This window comes from Flavobacterium sp. TN-1 (assembly GCF_052828645.1).
Genome location: NZ_CM128253.1, coordinates 2,747,963 through 2,771,332 on the forward strand (window position 1 = coordinate 2,747,963; position 23,370 = coordinate 2,771,332).

At 30.4% G+C, this 23,370-nt stretch carries 18 protein-coding genes and 1 tRNA gene; 6 read left to right on the forward strand and 13 right to left on the reverse strand.

Translation table 11 applies throughout. From position 1 onward, the window contains the following. Positions 1-172: 172 nt before the first annotated feature. Together ACUXZJ_RS12425 and ACUXZJ_RS12430 are read right to left on the reverse strand one after the other, a co-directional pair. Positions 173-1,066, reverse strand: coding sequence for an HNH endonuclease (locus ACUXZJ_RS12425; protein WP_063743883.1), 894 nt, complete (start codon positions 1,064-1,066; stop codon positions 173-175). Beyond that, complete coding sequence (locus tag ACUXZJ_RS12430; protein ID WP_063743882.1) at positions 1,063-3,117, reverse strand: AAA family ATPase; 2,055 nt, start codon at positions 3,115-3,117, stop codon at positions 1,063-1,065. Before ACUXZJ_RS12430 ends, ACUXZJ_RS12425 begins: the two co-directional genes overlap by 4 nt. Positions 3,118-3,405: 288 nt before the next feature. On the opposite strand from ACUXZJ_RS12430, the gene ACUXZJ_RS12435 reads away from it, so the two are divergent. Beyond that, positions 3,406-4,269, forward strand: a complete 864-nt coding sequence (locus ACUXZJ_RS12435; RefSeq protein ID WP_145915600.1) for a hypothetical protein — start codon at positions 3,406-3,408, stop codon at positions 4,267-4,269. Between the two features lie 257 nt (positions 4,270-4,526). Here the strand turns inward: ACUXZJ_RS12435 and ACUXZJ_RS12440 are convergent, their stop codons facing one another. Both ACUXZJ_RS12440 and ACUXZJ_RS12445 read right to left on the reverse strand, forming a co-directional pair. Continuing rightward, positions 4,527-5,912: a radical SAM protein gene (locus tag ACUXZJ_RS12440; protein ID WP_063743880.1), complete on the reverse strand. Its 1,386-nt coding sequence runs from the start codon at positions 5,910-5,912 to the stop codon at positions 4,527-4,529. Continuing rightward, positions 5,902-6,630, reverse strand: coding sequence for a prolipoprotein diacylglyceryl transferase family protein (locus ACUXZJ_RS12445; RefSeq protein ID WP_063743879.1), 729 nt, complete (start codon positions 6,628-6,630; stop codon positions 5,902-5,904). Before ACUXZJ_RS12445 ends, ACUXZJ_RS12440 begins: the two co-directional genes overlap by 11 nt. Positions 6,631-6,732: 102 nt before the next feature. Between ACUXZJ_RS12445 and ACUXZJ_RS12450 the strand changes: the two genes are divergently transcribed. The 3 genes from ACUXZJ_RS12450 to recG all read left to right on the forward strand — a co-directional run bounded on the left by ACUXZJ_RS12450 (position 6,733) and on the right by recG (position 11,741). After that, the gene (locus ACUXZJ_RS12450) at positions 6,733-8,352 is read left to right on the forward strand and encodes an ABC-F family ATP-binding cassette domain-containing protein (protein ID WP_060382323.1); all 1,620 of its coding nucleotides are present in this window, start codon (positions 6,733-6,735) and stop codon (positions 8,350-8,352) included. Between the two features lie 517 nt (positions 8,353-8,869). Next, a complete protein-coding gene (locus ACUXZJ_RS12455; protein ID WP_060383841.1) occupies positions 8,870-9,610 on the forward strand; it encodes a Dph6-related ATP pyrophosphatase in 741 nt (246 codons plus the stop codon). A 28-nt stretch (positions 9,611-9,638) separates the two neighbouring features. Next, a complete protein-coding gene (gene recG, locus ACUXZJ_RS12460; protein ID WP_063743878.1) occupies positions 9,639-11,741 on the forward strand; it encodes an ATP-dependent DNA helicase RecG in 2,103 nt (700 codons plus the stop codon). A gap of 7 nt (positions 11,742-11,748) precedes the next feature. On the opposite strand, the gene ACUXZJ_RS12465 is transcribed toward recG, so the two are convergent. Next, positions 11,749-12,090 (reverse strand): helix-turn-helix domain-containing protein, encoded by a 342-nt coding sequence (locus ACUXZJ_RS12465; RefSeq protein WP_446195152.1) that lies wholly within the window; start codon positions 12,088-12,090, stop codon positions 11,749-11,751. A gap of 102 nt (positions 12,091-12,192) precedes the next feature. On the opposite strand from ACUXZJ_RS12465, the gene ACUXZJ_RS12470 reads away from it, so the two are divergent. Next, positions 12,193-12,567 (forward strand): hypothetical protein, encoded by a 375-nt coding sequence (locus ACUXZJ_RS12470; RefSeq protein ID WP_446195154.1) that lies wholly within the window; start codon positions 12,193-12,195, stop codon positions 12,565-12,567. A gap of 378 nt (positions 12,568-12,945) precedes the next feature. Beyond that, positions 12,946-13,026 (forward strand) — tRNA-Tyr (locus tag ACUXZJ_RS12475). A gap of 260 nt (positions 13,027-13,286) precedes the next feature. Here ACUXZJ_RS12475 and ACUXZJ_RS12480 read toward each other — a convergent pair. From ACUXZJ_RS12480 to ACUXZJ_RS12515, 8 genes are all read right to left on the reverse strand, one after another. Beyond that, positions 13,287-15,044, reverse strand: a complete 1,758-nt coding sequence (locus ACUXZJ_RS12480) for a leucine-rich repeat protein (protein WP_081078399.1) — start codon at positions 15,042-15,044, stop codon at positions 13,287-13,289. A 519-nt stretch (positions 15,045-15,563) separates the two neighbouring features. Then, positions 15,564-15,824, reverse strand: coding sequence for a DUF6755 family protein (locus ACUXZJ_RS12485; protein ID WP_060382328.1), 261 nt, complete (start codon positions 15,822-15,824; stop codon positions 15,564-15,566). A gap of 11 nt (positions 15,825-15,835) precedes the next feature. Beyond that, positions 15,836-16,345 (reverse strand): Rieske (2Fe-2S) protein, encoded by a 510-nt coding sequence (locus ACUXZJ_RS12490; RefSeq protein ID WP_060382329.1) that lies wholly within the window; start codon positions 16,343-16,345, stop codon positions 15,836-15,838. A gap of 10 nt (positions 16,346-16,355) precedes the next feature. Then, entirely contained in the window at positions 16,356-16,928 is a 573-nt protein-coding gene (locus ACUXZJ_RS12495; RefSeq protein ID WP_060382330.1) for a 4Fe-4S dicluster domain-containing protein, read from the reverse strand. Between the two features lie 13 nt (positions 16,929-16,941). Continuing rightward, positions 16,942-19,158, reverse strand: a complete 2,217-nt coding sequence (locus ACUXZJ_RS12500; RefSeq protein ID WP_063743875.1) for a molybdopterin oxidoreductase family protein — start codon at positions 19,156-19,158, stop codon at positions 16,942-16,944. A 12-nt stretch (positions 19,159-19,170) separates the two neighbouring features. Then, positions 19,171-20,223, reverse strand: a complete 1,053-nt coding sequence (locus ACUXZJ_RS12505) for a hypothetical protein (RefSeq protein ID WP_063743874.1) — start codon at positions 20,221-20,223, stop codon at positions 19,171-19,173. 18 nt (positions 20,224-20,241) lie between these two features. Next, positions 20,242-21,834, reverse strand: coding sequence for a magnesium transporter MgtE N-terminal domain-containing protein (locus tag ACUXZJ_RS12510; protein ID WP_063743873.1), 1,593 nt, complete (start codon positions 21,832-21,834; stop codon positions 20,242-20,244). 14 nt (positions 21,835-21,848) lie between these two features. Then, on the reverse strand, positions 21,849-23,321 hold the full coding sequence (locus ACUXZJ_RS12515; protein WP_063743872.1) for an MFS transporter: 1,473 nt from the start codon (positions 23,319-23,321) through the stop codon (positions 21,849-21,851). Positions 23,322-23,370 lie beyond the last annotated feature (49 nt).

Here is a 23,370-nt window from a genome sequence, read left to right on the forward strand (position 1 = left end):
ATAAAAATTTGCCACTGATACACAGATAAAAAATCTGAGTAGACCGTCGTACCGCTACGACGATCTAATATGAACTCAAAGAAGCCGTTATGCTATTTTTTTTTTAAATATAATTCACACAAGGAACTCCACACAGTTTGTCACTCCGAGGCAACGAGGAGTCTAAAAAGAATCAAGACTCGAACTTACTTTTATTGTCATTTAAAAGTTCATCAATTATATCAGTTTTAAATTTTGAAAAAGGTCTTTTATGAAAATTTTCCGCTTTTTCTTCTACTCCAAAAATTATCCGATATGCTTCTTCTTTTGACATTATTCCTCCAAAATTATTACTAACCATATTCAAAAAAGTGTCTGAATATTTAGAGCGTAAATGCACCAAATCTCTTAACTCTAAATTAGAATGTGCAGAATAAATCTCTTCTATCCGATTAAACTTTAAAGTATTATCAGTTTTAGAATCTTTCTCAACTTCAATTTTCAAATTAAAATCATCTAAACTCTTATAATCATAACTAAACCTGAATTTGTTAGATTCTTGATAAGGATGATTTAAATTATTTAGAGCATTTTCCCAACCTTCATCAGGAGCATTATTTGATTTTATATGATTACAAGATGGACAACTTGGTATTAAATTAAAAAATGACAACGCCAAAATAGGAAACTTATCCTTAGGAAACCAATGATCAAGCTGGGCACTTGCCCTGTTATCAACAATTTGAATAGTATAATTTCTATTACAATATACGCAAGTATTTTTATCCATTTGTTTTAAAAATTCTTGTGAATTTTCACTTTGAAACTCTTTATAAATGGTTGAAAAAAATTTTTTTAATTTTTTATCATCCTGTCCATTCACAGTTAGTTTAAATTTATTATCAACTTTTATCAACAAATATGGCCTACCACTAATTAAAATGTTTTTATACCTTTTTAAAAACAACCTTGTTTCATCAATTAATTTATTTTTACCCTTTTTTTTTGTTATAATTTTTTCAAAGAGTGCTGAAACTTTTTTATAATGAAATTTAATTATATCTTCTTTTGGTTCTAACTTAATCATAATAAACCTAATTCAATAGCACGATTCTTTATATACTCCTTTTCTTTATCAAGAAGATATTCTTTATCAAAAACTTCGTAATACATTTCAGTTAATTTAGTTCTTATTAATGGTTCATCTATTAAATCAATGATACGTTTATGTTTTGCCTTTTCAATTACATTAATTTTAGACTCGTCGATTTCATTTTTCATATCATTCAACCATTTAATAGTTTTATTAATTTCACTTTTAGCAAAATCGCCCATCAACAATTTATGTTCACTGTCATTATTAAAAAAGAAGCTATCTTGCAACAAATCAGCAATGTTAGCTCCAAATGTATTTTTCTTTTCAAATTCTTGAGGTTTACCATCTGATAAAAACAACACATTCTGTTTTGGAATATCAGATAAAATAAAAGGGGAATGGGTGATGAACAAAATATTTATCGCTTTCAAACCTGATAAATAAGTAGAATTAATTTTATATAATAAATCATTTAAAAAATCCTTTTGCATTTCTGGATGAAAATATAATTCAATTTCGTCGAAAATAATGTTTATGAATTCATACTTAATATCAACACTTTTACCTTCTGAATTAGTATATAAATTACTATTGTGTTTTGAATTTAGATTGATTAAATGGTACAAAATCGTATTTATTGAGAAGATTTTTTGAGTTTCTCCTGAGCTAAGCGATGAAAATTCACCACCTGTATCAAATTCAAAATCAATTTCATAAATAGATGGTGGAACAAATGCTATATTACTAACTAACCAAAAAGGATATGTAAAAAGATCAACATTTTTATTTCCCATTTCTGTGTTATAATCGAGTAACATTTTTCTTCTAACATCATCTATTCTGGTTGCTAACTCTTTAATTTCAATTCCTTCAAAAGTCAATTTTTCCTTTTTTTCATAAATATCATATTTCAAATAGTTTATAACTTTTCTAAGCTTAAAAGTTATATCTGAACCATGTTCTCTCAATTCTAAATTCTTCAAAAAAGAATCCACTGAAGAATTGTCTTCATAATTTATTTCTTTAAAAATAGTTTCTGATTTAGAATATATAGTAGATATTTTTCTTAATTTAAAAAGTATATAATCTGTACAATAAGTGACTATTTTCTCTTTTGAAAAGATGATTTCATTTATTTTTTCATCCGAAATATTTTCCTCAACATGACTATTCTTTAAAGAATCAAAAATTAACTTCAAGTACTGTTTTAAATATTTTGTTTTATTCTTCCTCTCCTCTTCGGTTAATTCAATTTCTTTTTGTTTTGGTTTTAAAATAATACGCTTAACTCGTTTATTTTTTAATATTTCTGTAGCATTTTTATTAACCGACTGACTTTCTAATACATTAGAAATCAATCTATCCTTAGCCAATTCATATTCTCTATTTATATCAATTATACCTTCTGTTCTCATTGGATTTAACACAAGAGGAGTTTGATAACCATCATTTTTATGAAATAATTGGTCTATCCAAGAATCAAGTATTTTTGAATTTAATCCATATAAAGAATAATTAGAAACAATGTTATAAAACAAATATTCGTTAACGTTATTCATTTTCTGTGAAAAAAAATGAACTTCAATCTTATCTTTATTTATTTTTAAAGCATAATAATAATCTTTTTTAATAATTTTCTCATCTTCTTCAAAAGAATGATGTTCACAAAAAAAGATTTCGCAAGCTACATCTAGATATTTGTCAACCTTAGAAAATTCAGGAATATTCTTTTTCGAATAATTATAAATACTTGCAAATAACAACTCCGTTAAAGCACTTTTCCCACTCCCATTTTTTCCAACAATAGCAGAAACGTTAATTTTTAGTTGTCCTTGATTATATAAATCTGCTGGGACAGTTTCTTTATATTCAATTTTTTTAACCTCTTTATAATTGTCTTTTCCAAACTCTTTTATAACTCCGTTTTCATCATAAAATGTATAATCATTATAAAACTGGTAAATCCTATTTTCTTCTAAATTCTTTAAAAATTTTTCATTACATCCGTCAAGGGGTCGTATGGCAAGTAATTTGAAACTCATTGGTTTGTTGTTTAATGGTTTGTTATAAAGTTAAACTTCTATATTTTCATAAACTTACGGTTTCTCGTAAAAACAATATCCAAAGGCTAAAAAAGGAACACTAAACAATAGCGCAGGGTTTAGTAGAGGAAAATGTTTTGTTTATTTGCTATTCAAAAATAGCATTTTATACAAAAGAGCGTTCAAAAAAGTTATTCTGTTGGGTACTTTTTTTTTATCCTACAAAATTTTCCATAAATACCTGCGTTTTAGTATCTTTAAGAACTACTAACCCAAAATCGGCTACGCATGTTACTACGTCCACTTCTTTTTGCATTGTTAGCTATACAAGGCATTGGTGCACAAATCAAAAAACAGGAACACAAAGATTTTAGAACCCCTCAGGAAATTGAGTTGGAGCAAGTGGTATTGAAAATGCGTGCGCAGTTCAAACAGCATTACCGCTCAAATACCACCGATTTTTACACGGTGAAAGCTGTAGCGCAAATCAACCAAACGCCTTTTTACAGTTTTAAAGGCACGTGCCTCTTGAAGTCCGTTTCGCCTATTGGTTGCGAAAGTACTTATCAATTGGACAAAGCTAAATTTGATACGTATCAGCAAGCCGAAAATGCTATTTTTAAAAAAGAACGCAATCCGAGGGAGCAAATTCCATTTTATTTGACTTCGGTTTTTGGGCAGTTGGAGCACTTCTATGAAAGCTATGCTTTTTTGAATCGCAAAGATTTGCAATTCAAATTGGAAGAAACCAGTGATAAAGCTAACTATATCCTGCATTTTCGCTCGCAAAACCCTAAATTACCACTACTGGGCTCCTTGACGCTTACCAAAAAAGAATGTCGCCCGATAACCTTGGAATATCATCTCCTTTCGGACTATACTTTTGAGATGAGTACTGATAATTTCAACTATAAACAAAGTACGGGATATACCGTAAGGGTGTTGAAAGAAGTAGTAAAAATAACCTTTCAGGAAACAAACGGTGTTTTCGTTGTGAGTCAATACGAATCGGATTATAGGTTTAAAAACGAAACCAAAGACACTTCGGTTACCATCCAAGGAGATGTGGGACATTCTGTAATTAAAATGAGCAAAACGACTAACGAAGTTAAAATCTGCAAAAAAGATTTTGATATAGATATTTTTGAGTAAATTTTATAGTTAGACTAAGGTTGAAGTTACAAACGAGAGGTATTTTATACCATTTAAACTTAAAATATACTGGATTAAAAAGTAAAATTCTCGCTCTTTTTTTTCATTTTAAAACAACTCGAACGGACGGTTGAGTTATAATTGAAATCATGGTTCGTTCGAGCGCGAAGCGTATCAAGAATGAATGCTAATTTTTGTTGCTTTTGTAGATGTACTATTTTTAAAAAGAAAATTTAAAGTTTAAATGGTATTATATTTTAATTAAGTTGTTTTCTAATTTCTTTTATAGATTCATCTCTATAAAACAGATTCATGGTTTCAAAAGGAATTAATTTTCCTTTTTTGTCAACGATATGTACACATGATTTTTTTACGGCTCTTACATCAAAATCATGAGCATCCATAAAATTCATAATGATAATTCTAAATAAATTGTCATATTGTAAATGGTCTGATTTGACTCTAGGTAAACAACACATTAACTCTCCTAGTTCTTCTTCTGCGCAATCTACTGAAATACCTGTACTGAATAAGGTAAGTAAATGATTTTTGAGTTTTTCATCACTTTCAAAAACAATTGTATTTTTAGAGTTATTTAAAAGGTCTTCGGGATTAATAAGATTGGTCATAGGAAAAACTTCTCCATTCATTTTTAGGGCATAAGCCATACATAAAGCATCTGGATTACATGGTACAGGTATTAAGTCTTGTGGAGTAAAAACAGGATATTGCTCATAAATTTTTCTGCGAACTTCTGTTAATGTTATTCTTCCTTGGTTGTCATCATAATTTTCGTTTCTTCCTGCAACTTGGGTGGGTTGAAAAGTGACTCCTCTAACAGATTTTTGCTGTAAAGCATATTCTAAAATTTTACCAATTTCGTCATCATTTTCTCCTTTTTGTAAGGTAACGACTAAAGTAGTAGATAAATTGAATTGGTTTAAGTTTTCAATGGCTTTTTTTCTAATTTCGCTTAAATCTTCTCCTCTCATTTTTTCTAAAACTTCAGGTTTAAAGCTATCAAATTGAAGATAAATTTCAAAATCAGGCATATAAGATGCTAGTTTTTCCACAAATGAAATATCTTTGGCTATCCTTATTCCATTAGTATTAACCATTAAATGTTTAATGGGTTTTGACTTGGCTAAATCTAAGATTTCAAAAAATTGAGGATGTACAGTAGGTTCTCCTCCTGAAATTTGGACTACATCGGGTTCTCCTTCATTGGCAACAATGGCATCTAACATTTTTTCAATTTCGTCTAACTGTCTATGATTGCCATAATTAGGAGCTGAACTGGCATAGCAAGTAGGACAAGCTAGGTTACACCTGTCTGTAACCTCTACTATAGATAAACAAGAATGTTGTTCATGATCAGGACATAATCCGCAATCATAAGGACAACCATAATGTAGCTTTGTATTAAATTTTAATGGGACTTCGGATTGTTTGTTATAATTTCTTATCTGACGATAGTACTCTATATCATCCGCAATCATAACTCTTGAATCACCATGGGTTTTACAATGTTTTAACATCCATACTTTTTCATCTTTAAATACAATTTTGGCATTACAAAGATGTAAACATTCTGGGCAAATACTTTGCGTGGCATCGTAATATATATAATCTCTATTGGGCATTTAATATTTTTTTTATAATTCTAATAATAAAGTGATAATAATAAATAAATATAAAAATAGATATCCAATGGATAATACTTAATTTTAAGATCAAAGATTCATAAGGTTTTAAAAACTCAATAAAGAAACGGTATAAAAAATAAAGCAGGAAAAAAAGCTTAAAACGATCTCCATTTATTAAATCAACATTTTTAAGTTTATTGAATAAAAAAATGAGGCATACTAAAAAAGTAATTTCGTATAAAACTACTGGATGTCTTTGTTTTTCATCACCCAAGTTGATTCCTGTAAAAAAGGAAGTTTCTATTCCATAAGTAGGTTCTTTAATTCCCATACCAAAACATCCTATCCTACCTATAATGAGTGCTACTATAATAGGGTAAACATATAGATCGCCAGAAGCTTTTTTTTCGCCAATAATTTTTTTTATTATTTCTACACCAAATAAACCTCCAAAAAAACCACCTGCTACTGTTTTACTTTGAAAAACAGTTAAAAAGGACATTTTATGAATTAAACTGGGGGTTTCTAAAACTGCAATAAATCTTGAACCAATAAAAGCTCCTATCATAGCTCCTAATAATATCCAAAGTCTATTTTCATCTGATATAATACGATTCTTTTTTTTTAGATAGAAATAAAAGCGCATACCTATAAAAAATGCAAGTATTTCTAACACGTAATGATAAAAAGGCGCATTTTCAAAAGGTATTTTCATGCTTAATTTTTAGAATTTCACGCAATTTATAAAAAACTAACAACTAATCACTAATTAGTGATTAGTTATTAGTACTTTTGCAACGTTTTAAAAAAATAAAAAATGCTAACAGTTTCAAATTTATCAGTACAATTTGGTAAACGAATTTTGTTTGACGAAGTAAACGTAACTTTTACCCAAGGTAACTGTTATGGTATTATAGGCGCAAACGGTGCGGGAAAATCTACATTTTTAAAAATTTTATCAGGTGATATAGATCCTACTTCTGGACATGTAATATTAGAGCCTGGTAAGCGTATGTCTGTTTTAAACCAGAATCACAACATGTTTGATGATCATACTGTTTTAGAAACGGTATTAATGGGAAATAAAATTTTATATGCTGTTAAAAAAGAAATGGATGAGTTATATTTAGATTATAACGATGCTAATGCTGACAGAATAGGAGAATTACAGATTCAATTTGAAGAAATGAATGGTTGGAATGCGGATTCTGATGCAGCTACTTTATTATCTAATTTAGGTATCGGTCCTGATTATCATTATACATTAATGAGTGAAATGGAAGGAAAATTAAAAGTACGTGTATTATTAGCACAAGCTTTATTTGGTAATCCAGATGTGCTTATTATGGACGAGCCTACGAATGACTTAGACTTTGAAACAATTGGTTGGTTAGAAAACTTCTTAGCTAACTATGAAAATACGGTATTAGTAGTTTCTCACGACCGTCACTTTTTAGATGCTGTTTGTACCCACGTATCTGATATTGATTTTGGTAAAATAACTCATTATTCAGGAAACTATACTTTCTGGTATGAATCATCTCAGTTAGCAGCTAAACAACGTGCTCAACAAAATAAAAAAGCAGAAGAGAAAAAAGCAGAATTAGAGGAATTTATTCGTCGTTTTTCTGCAAATGTTGCTAAATCTAAACAAGCAACATCTCGTAAAAAGATGATTGAAAAATTAAACATTTCTGATATTAAACCTTCTAGCCGTCGTTATCCTGCTATTATTTTTGATCAAGAACGTGAAGCAGGTGATCAAATTTTAAATATTCAAAATCTATCAGCTTCTGTAGATGGGGAAGTTTTGTTTAAAAATGTAGATTTAAACATGGCTAAAGGAGATAAAATTGTTGTATTCTCTAAAGATTCTCGTGCTACTAGTGCTTTTTATGAAATTATAAACAGTAATATGACAGCTGATTCTGGTACATTTGATTGGGGAGTTACTACTAATCAATCCTATCTACCTGCTGATAACCATAGCTTTTTTCAAAACGATTATACATTAGTAGATTGGTTACGTCAGTGGGCTAAAACCGAAGAAGAGCGTGATGAAGTTTATGTACGTGGTTTTTTAGGAAAAATGATCTTCTCTGGTGAAGAAGCATTAAAAACAGGGCGTGTATTATCAGGTGGAGAAAAAGTACGTTGTATGATTTCTAGAATGATGATGTTACGCGCTAATGTACTAATGTTAGATGAACCTACTAATCACTTAGATCTAGAATCTATTACTGCATTTAATAATTCATTAAAAAACTTCAAAGGTTCAGTATTATTTACAACACATGATCATGAATTTGCTCAAACAGTTGGTAATCGTATTTTAGAATTAACACCAAATGGTGTTATTGATCGTTATATGACTTTTGATGAATACCTTGAAGATGATAAAATTCAAGAAATGAGAAAAAAAATGTATACTACATAATATTAGAAATAAGTATACCCTTTATAACTTACATTAATAGCTCAATTATCTTGGGCTATTTTTTTATTATAAATGTATCTATTTTTTAGTATTTATACCATTTAAACTTAAAATATACTGGATTAAAAAGTAAAATTCTCGATCTGTTTTTTTTCATTTTAAAAACAACTCAAACAAACGGTTGAGTATATAATTGAAATCATCCTTAGCTCGAGCGCGAAGCGCATCGAGAACCGACACTCATTTTTATTGTTTTTGTAGGAAAGTGTCTAAATCAACATTATGGAATTTCTCCCTTTGGTGGAAATGAAAAGATTCTGAACTTTTTGGACGGTCTCAAGGTTAAAAAATAGTATTATGAGGAGATTTCAAAGTTTAAATGGTATTATTTACATTTTTAACTTTTCATTTATTTATTTTTTATAAAAAACTAAGAGCTATCCTTTATAAATCAGAATTCATAATTTACTTTTTAAAAATACAATGTTTTTGTAAGTTTACCATAAAATCTCAAAAATTGAAATCAAAAGCTATTTTTAATTGGAGCAGTGGAAAAGATTCAGCATTAGCTCTTTATAAAATTTTAAAAACCAATGATTATGATGTAATTACTCTTTTAACAAGTGTTAACAAACATTATGATCGTATTTCTATGCACGGTGTTCGTACTGAACTTTTAGAAGAACAAGCTAAAAGTTTAAAAATACCATTATACAAAATGGAAATTCCAGAGGCACCAACTATGGAAATTTATGAAACCATTATGCGAAGTACTTTATCTAATTTTAAAGATAAAGGAATCTCTATTTCTATTTTTGGGGATATTTTTTTAGAAGATTTACGTAATTATCGCGAAGATAAATTAAAAGAACTAGGATTTAAAGGTGTTTTTCCTTTATGGAAAATAGATACCAAAGAATTAATTTATGATTTTTTAAATTTAGGATTTAAAACGATTGTTACTTGTGTAAATGAACGATATTTAGATAAAAGTTTTGTAGGTCGTATTATAGATCATCAATTTATAAATGATTTGCCCAAAAATGTAGATCCTTGTGGTGAAAATGGAGAATTTCATACTTTTACTTTTGATGGCCCTATTTTTTCAAAACCTATTAATTTTGAAATTGGAGAAATTGTTCATCGAAAATATGAACGACCAAAATCAGACAACTCAAATAAAACTTGTAATACCAGTTCAGATGATGTAAACCTTAATTACGGTTTTTGGTATATAGACTTATTGAAAAAAAATTAAGTTATTAAATTAATTCCTGATTGTTGCAATGTCATTATTAGAAACCCCTATAGAATATTTAAAAGGTGTTGGACCACAGCGTGGAGAGTTATTACGCAAAGAACTCAATATACATAAATATGCTGACTTAGTAAATCTTTATCCCAATAGATATATAGATAGAACTCGTTATTACAAAATTAACGAGTTAATACCTAGTAATAGTGAAGTGCAAATTGTGGGTAAAATTATTCATTTAAAAACCGTTGAATTTGGCAAAGGAAAAAAACGTTTAGTAGCAACATTTATAGATGGTACAGGCGAAATAGAATTAGTTTGGTTTCAAGGTATTAAATGGATTCGTGAAAATATAAAAATTAATACCCCTTACGTCATATTTGGAAAAACGAACGCCTTTAATGGTCTATTTTCTATGCCACATCCTGAAATGGAATTAATAGAAGAACATAAGGCTAATTTGCGTACATCAATGCAGGCCGTTTATCCTTCTACTGAAAAACTACAAAACAAAGGGATCTCTAATAAAGTAATCAATAAGATGATGCAACAACTTTTTATTGAAACTCACACTTTATTTATGGAGAACTTACCTTCTTATCTTTTAGAAGAATTACAACTTATACCTAAAAATAGTGCTTTGTTTAATATTCATTTCCCTAAGAGTCAAGAACTTTTACAAAAAGCACAATTTAGATTAAAATTCGAAGAACTTTTTTTTATTCAATTACAGTTAATTTCTAAAAATTTAGTAAGAAAGCATAAAATAAAAGGGCATCCTTTTGAAAAAGTAGGTTATTACTTTAATGAAATGTATACAAAACACCTTCCTTTTGATTTAACAAATGCTCAAAAAAAAGTATTAAAAGAAATTCGAAACGATTTAGGCAATCCAGCTCAAATGAACCGATTGCTACAAGGAGATGTGGGTTCTGGTAAAACAATTGTTGCCTTAATGAGTATGCTTTTAGCTTTAGATAACGGATTTCAAGCCTGCATTATGGCACCTACGGAAATTTTAGCTACCCAACATTTTAATGGTATTACTGAATTAGCTAAAGCATTGAATATAAACATAAAATTACTTACAGGTTCAACAAAAACTTCAGATCGGAAAATCATTCATGAAGAACTCCAAAAAGGTAGTTTACATATACTGATTGGCACCCATGCTTTATTGGAAGATAAAGTACAATTTAAAAATTTAGGATTAGCCATTATAGACGAACAACATCGTTTTGGAGTTGAACAACGCAGTAAATTATGGAAAAAAGCAGCCCTTCCACCCCATGTATTAGTAATGACTGCTACTCCTATTCCTAGGACCTTAGCCATGAGTCTATATGGTGATTTAGATGTTTCAATCATTGATGAACTACCACCAGGAAGAAAACCTATACAAACAGTACATCGTTATGACAGTAATAGATTAAAAGTTTGGAAATTTATGCGCGATGAAATTGAAAAAGGAAGACAAGTCTATGTTGTATATCCCTTAATTCAAGAATCAGAATCTATGGATTATAAAGATTTAATGGATGGTTATGAAAGTATTTCAAGAGATTTTCCTTTGCCTAGATATGCCATTTCTATAGTACATGGTAAAATGAAAGCAGCAGAAAAAGAAGAAGAAATGAATCGTTTTGCAGCAGGAAAAACAAATATAATGGTTGCAACAACCGTAATTGAAGTAGGTGTAAATGTTCCTAACGCATCAGTCATGATTATTGAAAGTGCAGAACGTTTCGGATTGTCTCAATTACATCAATTAAGAGGACGTGTAGGAAGAGGAGCAGAACAAAGTTACTGCATCCTTATGACAGGCGTTAAACTTAGTAATGAAAGTAAAATACGCATGGAAACCATGTGTAAAACTAATGATGGTTTTGAAATATCAGAAGTTGACCTAAAACTTCGTGGTCCGGGAGATATTATGGGAACTCAACAAAGCGGCGTATTAAACTTACAAATTGCTGATCTTGTAAAAGATCGTGATATTTTGCAATTAGCCAGACATCATGCTATCCGATTACTCAAAGAAGATCCTAGCATGGAAAAACTTACACATCAAAAACTTAAGCAAGCACTCATAGAACTAAATAAGAAAAAAAATATATGGAATTATATTAGTTAAAAATATTTCATTCAGTACTTTTCGCTTTTAACATTTTTTTTAATTCCGCATTTTCTTTCTTAAGATCTATAATACGTTCTTTTTGTAATTCAATAATATAATCTAATCTATTAATATCAATCTCTGGATGTTCCATAGATTCTCCACGAAATAACCAATTAGCATCTAAATCTGTAAAAATATTCAATATTTTGAACATTTTATCAGCTCCAAAAACCTTTCCATTTTTAACATTACTAATCTGACTACCTGATAATTCCAAAATCCTAGCTATTTGATTAACACCAAGTCCCTTCGATATTAAGTATCTATTAAATCGTACTCCTAAATCTTCAAATTCATTCATCATATTGTATAAATATTCAAAATTTTGTTTATATTTGCATAGTAAAAATAATCAATGCTTAAATCCCCAAAAATAAATTAAATTTTAACTTAATAATTAATCATAATGTCAGATTTTTTAAAACAATTTGGTGAAGACCTGAAAAATAATGTACCAGGTTTTATTGCTGTTGCCATTTCTGAAATAAAAAGCGGAATTTCTTATTTTACTTTATCTACTAATCCCAGTTTTGATCCAGAACTAGCATCAGCATTTAATCTTGAAGTCGTAAAGGCTAAATTAAATGCTATTAATGCTTTAGGATTAAAAGAAACTATTGAAGACATTTTAATTAATTTAAAATCTCAAATACATATTATAGATGTTTCTGAAAACAACGAATATTTTATCTATTTAGCTGTAGATTCTACAAAGGCAAATTTAGGCATGACAAAAGCATTATTAAATAAATATAAAAAAGAAATTAAGGGAAAAATTTAACTTTTTAGAATATTCAAATTATTCCAATAAAAATTTGAGAGGCTGTCCAAAAAGTAATAGATCAACATGTAGTTTGTCACTCCAGCGTAAGAAGGAGTCTCATAATAAACATTATGTTATTTCTCCCTTTGGTTGAAATGAAAGATTGCGGACTTTTTGAACAGTCTCTTTCAAATTACTTATAACCCATTTATAAAAAACAGGTCTAAATATACTTTAATAGAGATAAAAAAGGGCAATTTTTAAAACAAATAAAATCACAAAATACTTAATAATAAGCATTTATAAAAAAAATAAAAAAAAGACTTTAAAAAAGCTTGTTTATCCAAAAAACAGTTGTATTTTTGCACCGCAATCAAGCAATCACGGTCAAGTGATGGGGAGATACTCAAGCGGCCAACGAGGACGGACTGTAAATCCGTTGGGAAACCTTCGCAGGTTCGAATCCTGCTCTCCCCACTAAATGATAAAAAAACCGATAATATTATTATCGGTTTTTTTATTTTTAAAAATTTCAACTCAAAAACGGATCAAGTCCGGGATCAAGGGTCAAGTCCAAAATATGTAGATTTGATAAAAATAGAATCTAAAATAGTATGGGATACTGAATTTAATTTAATCTCATATTTAACAAAAGGCTCAGATTATAACAATCCAAGCCTTTACTTTTTAACTTACACACTTTCTGGATAGTGTCAGTTTCTATAAATTATTTACAACTACTCTTTTACTATTTTTTTAAAAACTTTATAACCTGTTTTGTTTTCCCCAGAAAGTAGATAGATTCCTTTCGGTAGATCAGAGAGGTTCATAGTATTCATATTTTGTTCATTTTTAAGAACTAATTTGCCTTCTCCATTGTAAATTGTAATATTTTCTAAATCTTCTGAAAAATACAATACCTCTTTTACTGGATTAGGGTATAATGCAAAATTATTTTTTATATTTTCTGATATAGAAAGAGTTTGTTCTACAATATTAAAATCTTCCCAAACTGCAGCTGCTTGGTATCCAGCTACTCCCCCTTCAGGAATTTTTAGTTCTATATTATTCAAAGTAAGATTATTAAAAACATCGTTAGATATTACGAGTGGATTTGCCCAATTTACGGTAACAGTGGTTAAACCTAGGCAATTTTCAAAAGCTTTATTTCTAATGGAAGTAACAGAATTAGGAATGGTAACGTTTTTTAATCCTCTACAATCCTGAAATGCACTATTTCCAATAGAAGTAACGGAATTAGGAATAGTAAGAGTTGTCAAAGATCTACAATCCTGAAATGCACCATTTCTAATGGAAATAACGGAATCAGGAATGGTAATAGTTTTTAAACCTCTGCAGTTTTTAAAAGAATACCTTCCTATAAAAGAAAGTGAATTAGGGATAATAAGGGTGGTTAAAGCTGCACAATTTTCAAAAGCACTTTCACCTATAGAAGTAATAGAATTAGAAAGGGTAAGAGTGGTTAATCCTTCACAATTTAAAAACGCTTTATCATCAATAGAAGTAACAGAATCGGGAATTGTAAGAGATTTTAAATTAGTGCAATAATAAAAAGCTTTATTTCCTATAGAAGTAACCGAATTGGGAATAGTAACGGTAGTTAAACCAGCACAACCCGAAAAAACAGATTCCCCAATAGAAGTAATAGAACTAGGAATTGTAATAGTTGTTAAACTACGACAATTATCAAAAGCATTATTTCCGATGGAAGTAACGGAATTAGATAGGGTAACACTAGCTAAATTACGGCAACGCTCAAAAGCATTACTCCCGATAGAAGTAACGGAATTAGGAATAGTAACAGAAGTTAAACCTGTTTTATAAAAAACATTGTTTCCTATGGAAGTAACCGAATCAGGAATAGTAATAGAGGTTAAGTTAGAACAAAAATAAAAAGCTCTATCTTCAATAGAAGTAACAGAATTAGGAATGATAACAGTAGCTAAATTGGAGCAACCCGAAAAGAGACTACTTTTAATAGAGGTAACAGTATTAGGAATGGTAATAGTGGTTAAACCTAGACATCTAGCAAAAGCTAAATCTCCAATAGAGGCAACGGAATTAGGAAGATTAATAGCGGTTAATAGTTCACAACTAGAAAAAGCAGAGAATCCAATAGAAGTAACCGAATTAGGAATAGTGATAGCGGTTAAACCTTTACAATTTTTAAAAGCTTGGTCTCCGATAGAGGTAACGGTATTAGGAATGGTAACAGTAGTTAAATCTTTACAGTCTTGAAAAGCACCGTATCGAATAGAGGTGACTGTGTAGATGGCACCTGCATTATTTACAGTAGGAGAAATTGTAATGGCTCCTCTAATAGATGTATTAGATGCTCTTACACTTACATTCATATCTGATGTTACAGCATATATTAAATCTCCTACTGTAAATTCTTGCGGAAAAATACTCACTGTAAATAATAGGGCTACTATTATACTCAGTCTTTTAATTCTTTTTTTTATTTTCATCATAATATTTTTTGGCAAATTTAAAAATAACTTTTCTCTTTTCACCAATACTGTTTTATTTTATAGTATTATATAACTGATTTTTAATATCTTACCCTTTATCAAATATTTAATTTTAGGGTGTTTTTTTAAGTTTTTTTTATTTGTTATAATTATCTTTTTAAAAGAGATTTTGTATTATAAATTTATTACATATTAAATGGTATGGAATCTAAAAAGGGTTCCTTTTTTTATTTTAATATGAAAAAATTTATATTTATGCCAAACATTTATACATTTTTATGTATCTTTTATTTTTTTCATTTTATCATATACATAATTTATAATTTAGGTTAAATTAAAGTTTGTATATAATCTTTATATATTTATGTAAAAATTGTTAGAGAATGACAATAGTATTTTCTCTTTTTTTTAATAAAATTTTTAGAATTAAAGTATTAATTTATTTAAATATCTGTTCTAAAATTTTTTTTGTATATTTTCATCTTCTTTGTTCTTTTCTTATTCATCATAAAGTCTGACTCATAATTTGGGTTTAACTGTTTTTTTATTTCCTGATGGTAAAAAATATAATATGCTTAATCCTATACCAAATAAGATAGTCGAGGCAATAAAGGCAGGGATCAAAATTTCTTTATGATTATCTAGAGCGTTATTTAGTGCTGCGTATAGTAACCATATTTGAATTGTTATATTCAAAATCAAGATTAATATGATGGTAGAAAGTATGGCGTTTAACTTTCGGGTGTTGGCTATGTTTTGTCCTGTTCTAAAGGTACTCATAAACAAAAATATTAAGTTGTTTCAGATATTATGGCTTTTACATATAAACCTTCTTCTTTTTCTATTACTGTTAGTTGTGGTAAAGGTCTAGGTGGTGGCCCTGCTAGCACTTCTCCTGTTCTAGCATCAAAATATCCTTCATGACAAGGACAAATAATTTGTCCTGAACCTGGTTTATAATAAACGGCACAAGATAAATGGGTGCATTTTTGTTCATAAGCTCTAAAGGTTCCGTCTTCAAGGTGTATCAGGATATAAGGTATGTTACTTCCTTTTACTTGAAAAGCTTTTGTTCCGCCCATGGGAATATCTGTTTTTTTACATACAAATTGTTCTCCTTCTATTTCTTTTTTGGGAAATAAATAGGCTTTTGCTGTTACCAATCCGCTACCTATCATGAGTCCTCCTGAAACAAGGGTTAGAAATTTGGCAAAATCACGTCGACTAACTTGTGTAGCTTCTTGCTTATGAATAGGAAAATCTTTTTTCCAATTTTTACTAATATTCTTTTCTTTTGACATTGTTTAAGGTTTAATAGATAATTAATTCCGTACTTTCTTTTGGCATCATGATATTTACTTTCGTTAGTACTACTTCGTTTCCAAAGATAAATTTGTTTACGGGTGAGCTGTTAGGTCTTATTTTTTTAATTTCTTCTTTGGTTCCATAAAATAAGGCACCGCTAGGACATACGGTAGCACACATGGGTTTTTCTCCTATACTAGTTCGGTCATAGCACATAGTACATTTCATCATTAGATCATAAGATTCTATTTTTTTTGGAACACCAAAGGGACAGGCAATAACACAATTAGAACAGCCTATACATCGTTCTGTATTAGCAGTGTGTACGATACCAAATTCGTCTTTGGAAATTGCATCGGCTGGACATACATTTGCACAAACAGGGTCTTCGCAGTGCATACAAACTTGTACGGTGGTTTGTATGGTGGTTGCTCTTTCTACATAATTTACATGTATCATAGAGTCGTGACCATTTGTTTCACATTCAGCACACGCCATTTCACAAGCTTTACAACCTATGCAGCGTTGCATATCTAAAAAGAATTCTTCATTTTTATTAAACGAGGTGTAGTTACTCATAATTTTTTATCTTTTATTTACTCGCATAAGCTTTTGTAACGGAAGGACTTGGTGTCATTTTTTTTAAAGGTTCTAGTTTGCACGCTGAAACTTTAAATTCAGGTATTTTTGATATAGGATCTAAAGCTCCTATTGTCAATAAATTAGCTGATTTTTCTCCTGGCCAATGATACGGTATAAATACGGTGTCTTTTCGTATTGTTTCTACAATATTAGCAGGAAATGTACCTTGACCACGACGGGTAGAAACTTTTACTAATTCTCCTTGTTGGATGTTATATTTTTGTGCTAATTCTGGGTGAATTTCCACTAGTGGTTCTGGGTATTGATCTACTAATTTACCAATTCTTCTGGTTTGTGTACCACTTAAATATTGTGATACTACCCTACCTGTTGTTAAGGTAACTGGGTATTCGTCATTTGTTACTTCACTTGGTAATTTGTATGGTGCTGGATTAAAATGTGCTTTACCATCGGGGGTTTTAAATTTTTTATCTTCCCAAAGTCTTGGTGTACCAGGGTGATCATTTGAAGGACAGGGCCAAAATATGCCCATATTGTCTTCAATTTTTTTATAACTAATACCATAATAATCAGCTGTTCCCCCTTTTGAGGCTATTCTTAGCTCATTAAATATAGCTTCGCTGTTTTGAAAAGAAAATTTTTCTTCAACACCTAGTCTTTTAGCTAATTCTAATAGTATTTCAGAATCTTTACGTGCATTACCTGGAGGTGTTACGGCTTGTCTAATTCTGATGACTCTTCCTTCTGCTGAAGTGGTTGTTCCGTCTTCTTCTTCTTGTAATGAACCTGCTAAAATAACATCCGCATGACGAGCTGTTTCGTTTAAAAAAAAATCTATACAGACATAAAATTCTAGTTTTTCTAGAGCTTGACGAACATAATTACTATTGGGTAAAGAAACTAATGGATTAAAACAAATAGAAAGTAATCCTTTTATTTCGCCACGATGAATAGCTTCAATAATTTCATAGGCTGATAATCCTTTACTTGGTAAATCGGCTTCATTTATTCCCCAAACTTCAGAAATATATTTTCTATGTTCAGGGTTTTCAATATCTCTATTTCCTGGTAGTTGATCGCATTTATGACCATGCTCACGTCCTCCTTGTCCATTTCCTTGTCCTGTAATGGTAGCATATCCACAATAAGGTTTACCTATTCTACCTGTAGCTAGAACGAGGTTTATACAGCCTAAAACGTTATCTACTCCTTTAGAATGGTGTTCAATCCCTCTAGCATGTAGTAAGAAAGAAGTTTTAGCTTTTCCCCAAAGTTTAGCGGCTTCTTTTATTTTTTCTTTACTAATACCTGTTACCTCCTCCGCCCATTCTAACGTATAACTTTCTACTGCATCTATTGTATCTTGAAAACCAGAAGTATGATTATTAATAAAATCGTGATCGAGCATATCATGATCAACTAAATATTTTAGCATAGCACCATATAAAGCTGAATCAGTTCCTGGTAATATGTCTAGATGAATGTCGGCGGTACGAGCTAAAGGGATGATTCTAGGGTCAATTACTATTAATTTAGCTCCATTGTCTCGTGCTTTCCATATCCAATGGGTTAAGGTTGGAAAGGTTTCACTAACATTGGCTCCTGCTATGATTATGACTTCAGCCTGTTCTAAATCGGAATAATTATTAGAGGCTCTATCTAAACCAAAAGCTTTTTTGTTTCCTGCTCCTGCACTTACCATACATAAGCGACCATTATAGTCTAAGTTTTTTGTTTTAAGGGCTACACGGGCAAATTTACCGACTAAATAACTTTTTTCGTTTGTTAACGAAACACCTGATAACATAGCAAAAGCATCATTACCGTGTTTTTTTTGAATTCTTTGTATTTCAGATACGGTTTTGTTCATTGCTTCTTCCCAAGTAGTATTTGTAAAACCTTTTCCTTCTGCCCTAAGCATTGGATTGAGTAAGCGATCTGGATGGTTATTTTGTAGGTATCGTTGTACCCCTTTAGGGCAAAGTCTTCCTTCATTAAAAGGGAATTCCTTCCAAGGATCAAAGCCTACTACTTTATTATTTTTTACTAGAAGTTTTATCCCGCATTGCATACCGCAAAAGCAGCAATGTGTTTCTACTACGTCATCTGGTTCGTCTCTTCCTACATATCCTTCTTTAGGAGCATAGTTTAGATGGGGACCAAAATCTTCTATAATTTTTTCTATTGGTACGGGTAATTTTGCCATGTTTTTTGTTTTTTATCCAAATAAATTGCCTCCTTGTTGTCTTGCTTTAAGATGTGCTTGTGCTATTTTAGAGCGTTTTCCTTCAGGACTTAAATCTAAATGCGAGGTTCCATCTGGTTTAGAGAAGTCAAAACCTAACTTACGTGTTACTATTTTTAAATCGTTTATATGCAATTGGGTTGTAAATTCTTTTCCTGTGTGTGGACAAACGGCCATTCCTTGTTGTTTTTTTCCTTCAATTTTATAGATATGAGCTCCAATTTGAGCAGGTCTTTGAATGATATGGAAAAATTTTCCAAAGGGAATCCATATTAAAAATAAGATAACGGTTACTGCATGTAAAACAGCTAAAAAGTCAAAAGCAAAGCCTTTCATAAACTGGTATGAATAGGTTAATCCTAATCCTGTAGCCGAAATAGCTATTAAAAGAATAAGAGGTAATAAATCGCCTTCAAATGTTTGGGTAGCAATTAATCCAGGGTTTATTAAACGTCTTCTTAAATAGTATAGAGAACCTAATATAACGAACCAAGAGGACCAATTTAGTGCATGAAAGGTTAAAAAGGCAATAACAGAACCTAATTTGAAAGAAAATATTTTAAACCCGAAAAAATGAGCTTGGTATAAATCTATTGTGTCTGGTGCTAATGTAAAATGTATCCAACCAAAAGTTAACGGAATGGTAATCATAAATGCTGAAATACATCCTATAGCAATCATAAAATGAGCTAACCAACGATATTGTCCTCTGGGGTAAATAAATTTTTGTAGTATAATATTATTTGTAAATTCTTTAACAATAAATAATAAATGTTTGAATAGTTTTCCTGTGAATAGAAAGTACATTCCTCTTTTAAAATACATCCAAGTAGGAGGTCTTTGTAACCAAACTGAGGTGCGATACACAATTCCAAAAAAAGCAAATAGGGTTCCGAATAAATAAGTTATTAAGGCTGCATCAAAATTTTGTAAATTCCGCGAACCTAAATAAACTAATACAACCATGATTATACAAGATAATATGGCTATAAGGAGTGCATTAAAATTTATTTTTTTTAATCTCATCTCTTTTATTTTATAGAATTAACTTGGTCTTTCGCAACCTTTTTTGTTATAGTAGTACCAGTTGATGAAGGTTGCTAATGAGGTAAATAGAATTACGCCTATGAAAAATTCATTAGCTGTTCCGTTGCTTGTAATATTATTTCCTATCAATTTTGAGAAGATAAAAGGACCAAATGCTGCAATAGCGGCTGTCCAACCGATAACACCTGCGGCTTGACGTTGATTATCTGAAAAAATAATGGGATACTGTCTAAAAGTCCCTGCATTTCCCATACCAGTAAAAAAGAACATCATTAGGATAACTCCAACAAACGTAGGAAATTGTTCTACGCTAGTGGGTGCTAAAAGACCTTGGGTTACTAACATGATACATCCTAATAAAATTCCTAGACCTGTTAGTGTTGTAAGGATTGCTCCTCCTACTTTATCTGCTACAAAACCAAATAACACACGTGTTGCTGAACCAATTAAGGGACCATAAAAGGCATAAACTAACGGATCTGGAGCATTAGGAAAATCACCATATAAAAATTTAATCATTAGCGGAAATGCAGCTGATAACCCTGCAAAGGTTCCAAAAGTCATTACATAGGTAATAGTACAAAACCAAGTATGTTTATTATTAAAAATATCCATTTGCTCCTTGATAGAGGCTTTCATAGGGATACTTTTTAAATAGAACCAACTTATAATTGATAGTAAAATCAATAATGGAATATACCAAAAGGCTGCTGACTGAATGTAAATTTCTGTATGTGTAACGGCCTTATTATTGGGTTGTAATTGATTAAGTATTTTTTCTGCCAATTTAGGATTTGCATTTGCAATAGCTTTTGCTCTTGCTTTTAATGGTAATGATTTAAATATTGTAACATTATCAGTTGATTTGACTGCTTTTTTAAGGGAATCTAATACTTTAGGTTTTACATTACTTAATAAGATTTCTTGTTTTTTAGATTCCATTTTTGCAAATATGGTTGTCTGTTGTTCAAGGGGTGTGTTTTTTACTATTTCTTTAGCTTCCTTAGTATTTATATTTGTAAATAAAGAGGGAGTACCATACAATCCTACGCTCAAAACTAAGGGGGTTACGAATTGGGCTAAGGATACACCAAAATTTCCTATACCTGCTTGAATTCCTAATGCTGTTCCTTTTAACCGTTTTGGAAAAAACATATTGGTACTTGGCATATAAGAAGAAAAATCACCTCCTCCAAAACCTGTTGTAAAAGCTAATACCATGAATACCCAAAAAGGGGTATTTGTATTCATAACGGCTAAACCAATACCTAATACAGGAATTAATTTGATAAATGTAGCGAAGGCCACTACATGTCTTGTTCCAAAAATAGGGAGTATAAAAGTATGTATAATACGTAAAATTCCTGCGGCTATACCTGGTATGGCTGCAAGCCAAAACAATTGATCTTTGTTAAAAGAAAATCCTAACCCTGGTAGCTTGACTACTATAACGCTCATCATAAACCATGAGGCAAAAGATAATATTAGTGATATTGTTGTTATGGTTAGCGTTTTCCAAGCTATTTTATTTCCTGTTTGTTCCCAAAATTTTATATCTTCGGGTTCCCATTGATTTAACCAAGTACTCATATTTTTTTATTTTATTAATGATCGTGTTCTATATCTCTTGAAAATTCGGGGGTTTTTATTCTTAATATTCTAATAATGGTATTGTGCATCCATATCAAGCAAATACTTGAAATGATAAAAATGAATATCCAAGAACTGGTCCATAATCCTGTGGTATTGAGTAGGTATCCAAAGATAATAGGTCCTAAGAATCCTCCTAATCCTCCTATGAGTCCTACCATACCTCCTACTAAGCCTACTTGATTAGGGAAGTATTCTGGAATATGTTTGTATACTGCGGCTTTTCCTATTCCCCAAGCAATACCTATTAGAATTACTAACACAAGATACATCCACATATTAGCACTGAACTTAATTTGTGTAATTCCTTTTGCTAATAATTCTTTTTTCTTTACTTGTTGGTTTTGTTGTACTATAATTTCTTGCCAAGAAGATTTTACAGGTAATAATATACTTTCTTTTAAATGGCTTTCATTTTTTAGATTTACTTTATGTTCTTTGTTGTTAACTTGTATAATATTATTATTAATTTTAACGATACCATTTGTAGTGGCTAAAACTCCTGGTCCATCGGTTAGAATTTCCATTTTAGGAAAGATGAGTAAAAAACTAATGACTACTGATGATCCTAAAACCCAATACATGATTTTCCTAGCACCAAATTTATCTGATAAATACCCTCCAAAAGCTCTGATTATGCCAGATGGTAAACTAAACATTGTAGCAAATAATCCTCCTGTTACTAGACTGGTATGATATACATTCATAAAATTGGGTAATAACCATTGTGAGTAGGCCACAAAACAACCAAAAACTAAAAAATAATAGATACCGAACCGCCAAACTCTTATATTTTTTAATGGTTGTAATTGTTCTAATAAAGTTTTAGAGTTTGTTTCAATTTTTTTGTTTTTAGCAAATATCAAAAAAGCAAAGCCTATAATTATTAATGTAATAGCATATAGAATAGGTAGCATTTTCCATCCGTTTTCTGTATCAATTTCAGAAAATTTGTTCAACAATGTTGGGGCTATAAAAGTAGTTATAGCGGCACCTGCATTACCCATTCCAAAAATGCCTAGTGCTCTTCCTTGCCATTCTTTTGGATACCAAACTGAGGTGTATCCTATTCCTACTGAAAAACTGGTACCTACTAAACCAAATAAAAAGCTTAGTAGTGCAAATGCCCAAAATGTAGTAGCAGTAGTTAAGGCAAATAATGGAAAGGCGCATACAAATAAAAGGGTTGAAAAAACAATTTTTCCTCCATATTTGTCTGTTAAAATACCAATAGGTAGTCTAAAAATTGATCCTGATAAAATAGGAATACCTAATAACCAACCTACTTGAACTATACTCCAATCAAAAATATTTTTGTCAACAAGGTAAGTAACTAATACACCATTTAGTGTCCAACAAGCAAAGCATATCATGAAGGCTAGTGTATTTAAAAACAAAATTTTGTGCGATTCTCTTAAATGGCTCATAATATCTCTAATTTAATATAAAGATAAAAATGTCCTATTTGAGTTTGTA

What these genes read in the sequence shown, in the direction of transcription:
- ACUXZJ_RS12425 (WP_063743883.1), bottom strand. Translation starts at nt 1,066, where the DNA reads ATGATTAAGTTAGAACCAAAAGAAGATATAATTAAATTTCATTATAAA.
- ACUXZJ_RS12430 (WP_063743882.1), bottom strand. Translation starts at nt 3,117, where the DNA reads ATGAGTTTCAAATTACTTGCCATACGACCCCTTGACGGATGTAATGAA.
- ACUXZJ_RS12435 (WP_145915600.1), top strand. Translation starts at nt 3,406, where the DNA reads ATGTTACTACGTCCACTTCTTTTTGCATTGTTAGCTATACAAGGCATT.
- ACUXZJ_RS12440 (WP_063743880.1), bottom strand. Translation starts at nt 5,912, where the DNA reads ATGCCCAATAGAGATTATATATATTACGATGCCACGCAAAGTATTTGC.
- ACUXZJ_RS12445 (WP_063743879.1), bottom strand. Translation starts at nt 6,630, where the DNA reads ATGAAAATACCTTTTGAAAATGCGCCTTTTTATCATTACGTGTTAGAA.
- ACUXZJ_RS12450 (WP_060382323.1), top strand. Translation starts at nt 6,733, where the DNA reads ATGCTAACAGTTTCAAATTTATCAGTACAATTTGGTAAACGAATTTTG.
- recG (WP_063743878.1), top strand. Translation starts at nt 9,639, where the DNA reads ATGTCATTATTAGAAACCCCTATAGAATATTTAAAAGGTGTTGGACCA.
- ACUXZJ_RS12465 (WP_446195152.1), bottom strand. Translation starts at nt 12,090, where the DNA reads ATGATGAATGAATTTGAAGATTTAGGAGTACGATTTAATAGATACTTA.
- ACUXZJ_RS12470 (WP_446195154.1), top strand. Translation starts at nt 12,193, where the DNA reads ATGTCAGATTTTTTAAAACAATTTGGTGAAGACCTGAAAAATAATGTA.
- ACUXZJ_RS12480 (WP_081078399.1), bottom strand. Translation starts at nt 15,044, where the DNA reads ATGATGAAAATAAAAAAAAGAATTAAAAGACTGAGTATAATAGTAGCC.
- ACUXZJ_RS12485 (WP_060382328.1), bottom strand. Translation starts at nt 15,824, where the DNA reads ATGAGTACCTTTAGAACAGGACAAAACATAGCCAACACCCGAAAGTTA.
- ACUXZJ_RS12490 (WP_060382329.1), bottom strand. Translation starts at nt 16,345, where the DNA reads ATGTCAAAAGAAAAGAATATTAGTAAAAATTGGAAAAAAGATTTTCCT.
- ACUXZJ_RS12495 (WP_060382330.1), bottom strand. Translation starts at nt 16,928, where the DNA reads ATGAGTAACTACACCTCGTTTAATAAAAATGAAGAATTCTTTTTAGAT.
- ACUXZJ_RS12500 (WP_063743875.1), bottom strand. Translation starts at nt 19,158, where the DNA reads ATGGCAAAATTACCCGTACCAATAGAAAAAATTATAGAAGATTTTGGT.
- ACUXZJ_RS12505 (WP_063743874.1), bottom strand. Translation starts at nt 20,223, where the DNA reads ATGAGATTAAAAAAAATAAATTTTAATGCACTCCTTATAGCCATATTA.
- ACUXZJ_RS12510 (WP_063743873.1), bottom strand. Translation starts at nt 21,834, where the DNA reads ATGAGTACTTGGTTAAATCAATGGGAACCCGAAGATATAAAATTTTGG.
- ACUXZJ_RS12515 (WP_063743872.1), bottom strand. Translation starts at nt 23,321, where the DNA reads ATGAGCCATTTAAGAGAATCGCACAAAATTTTGTTTTTAAATACACTA.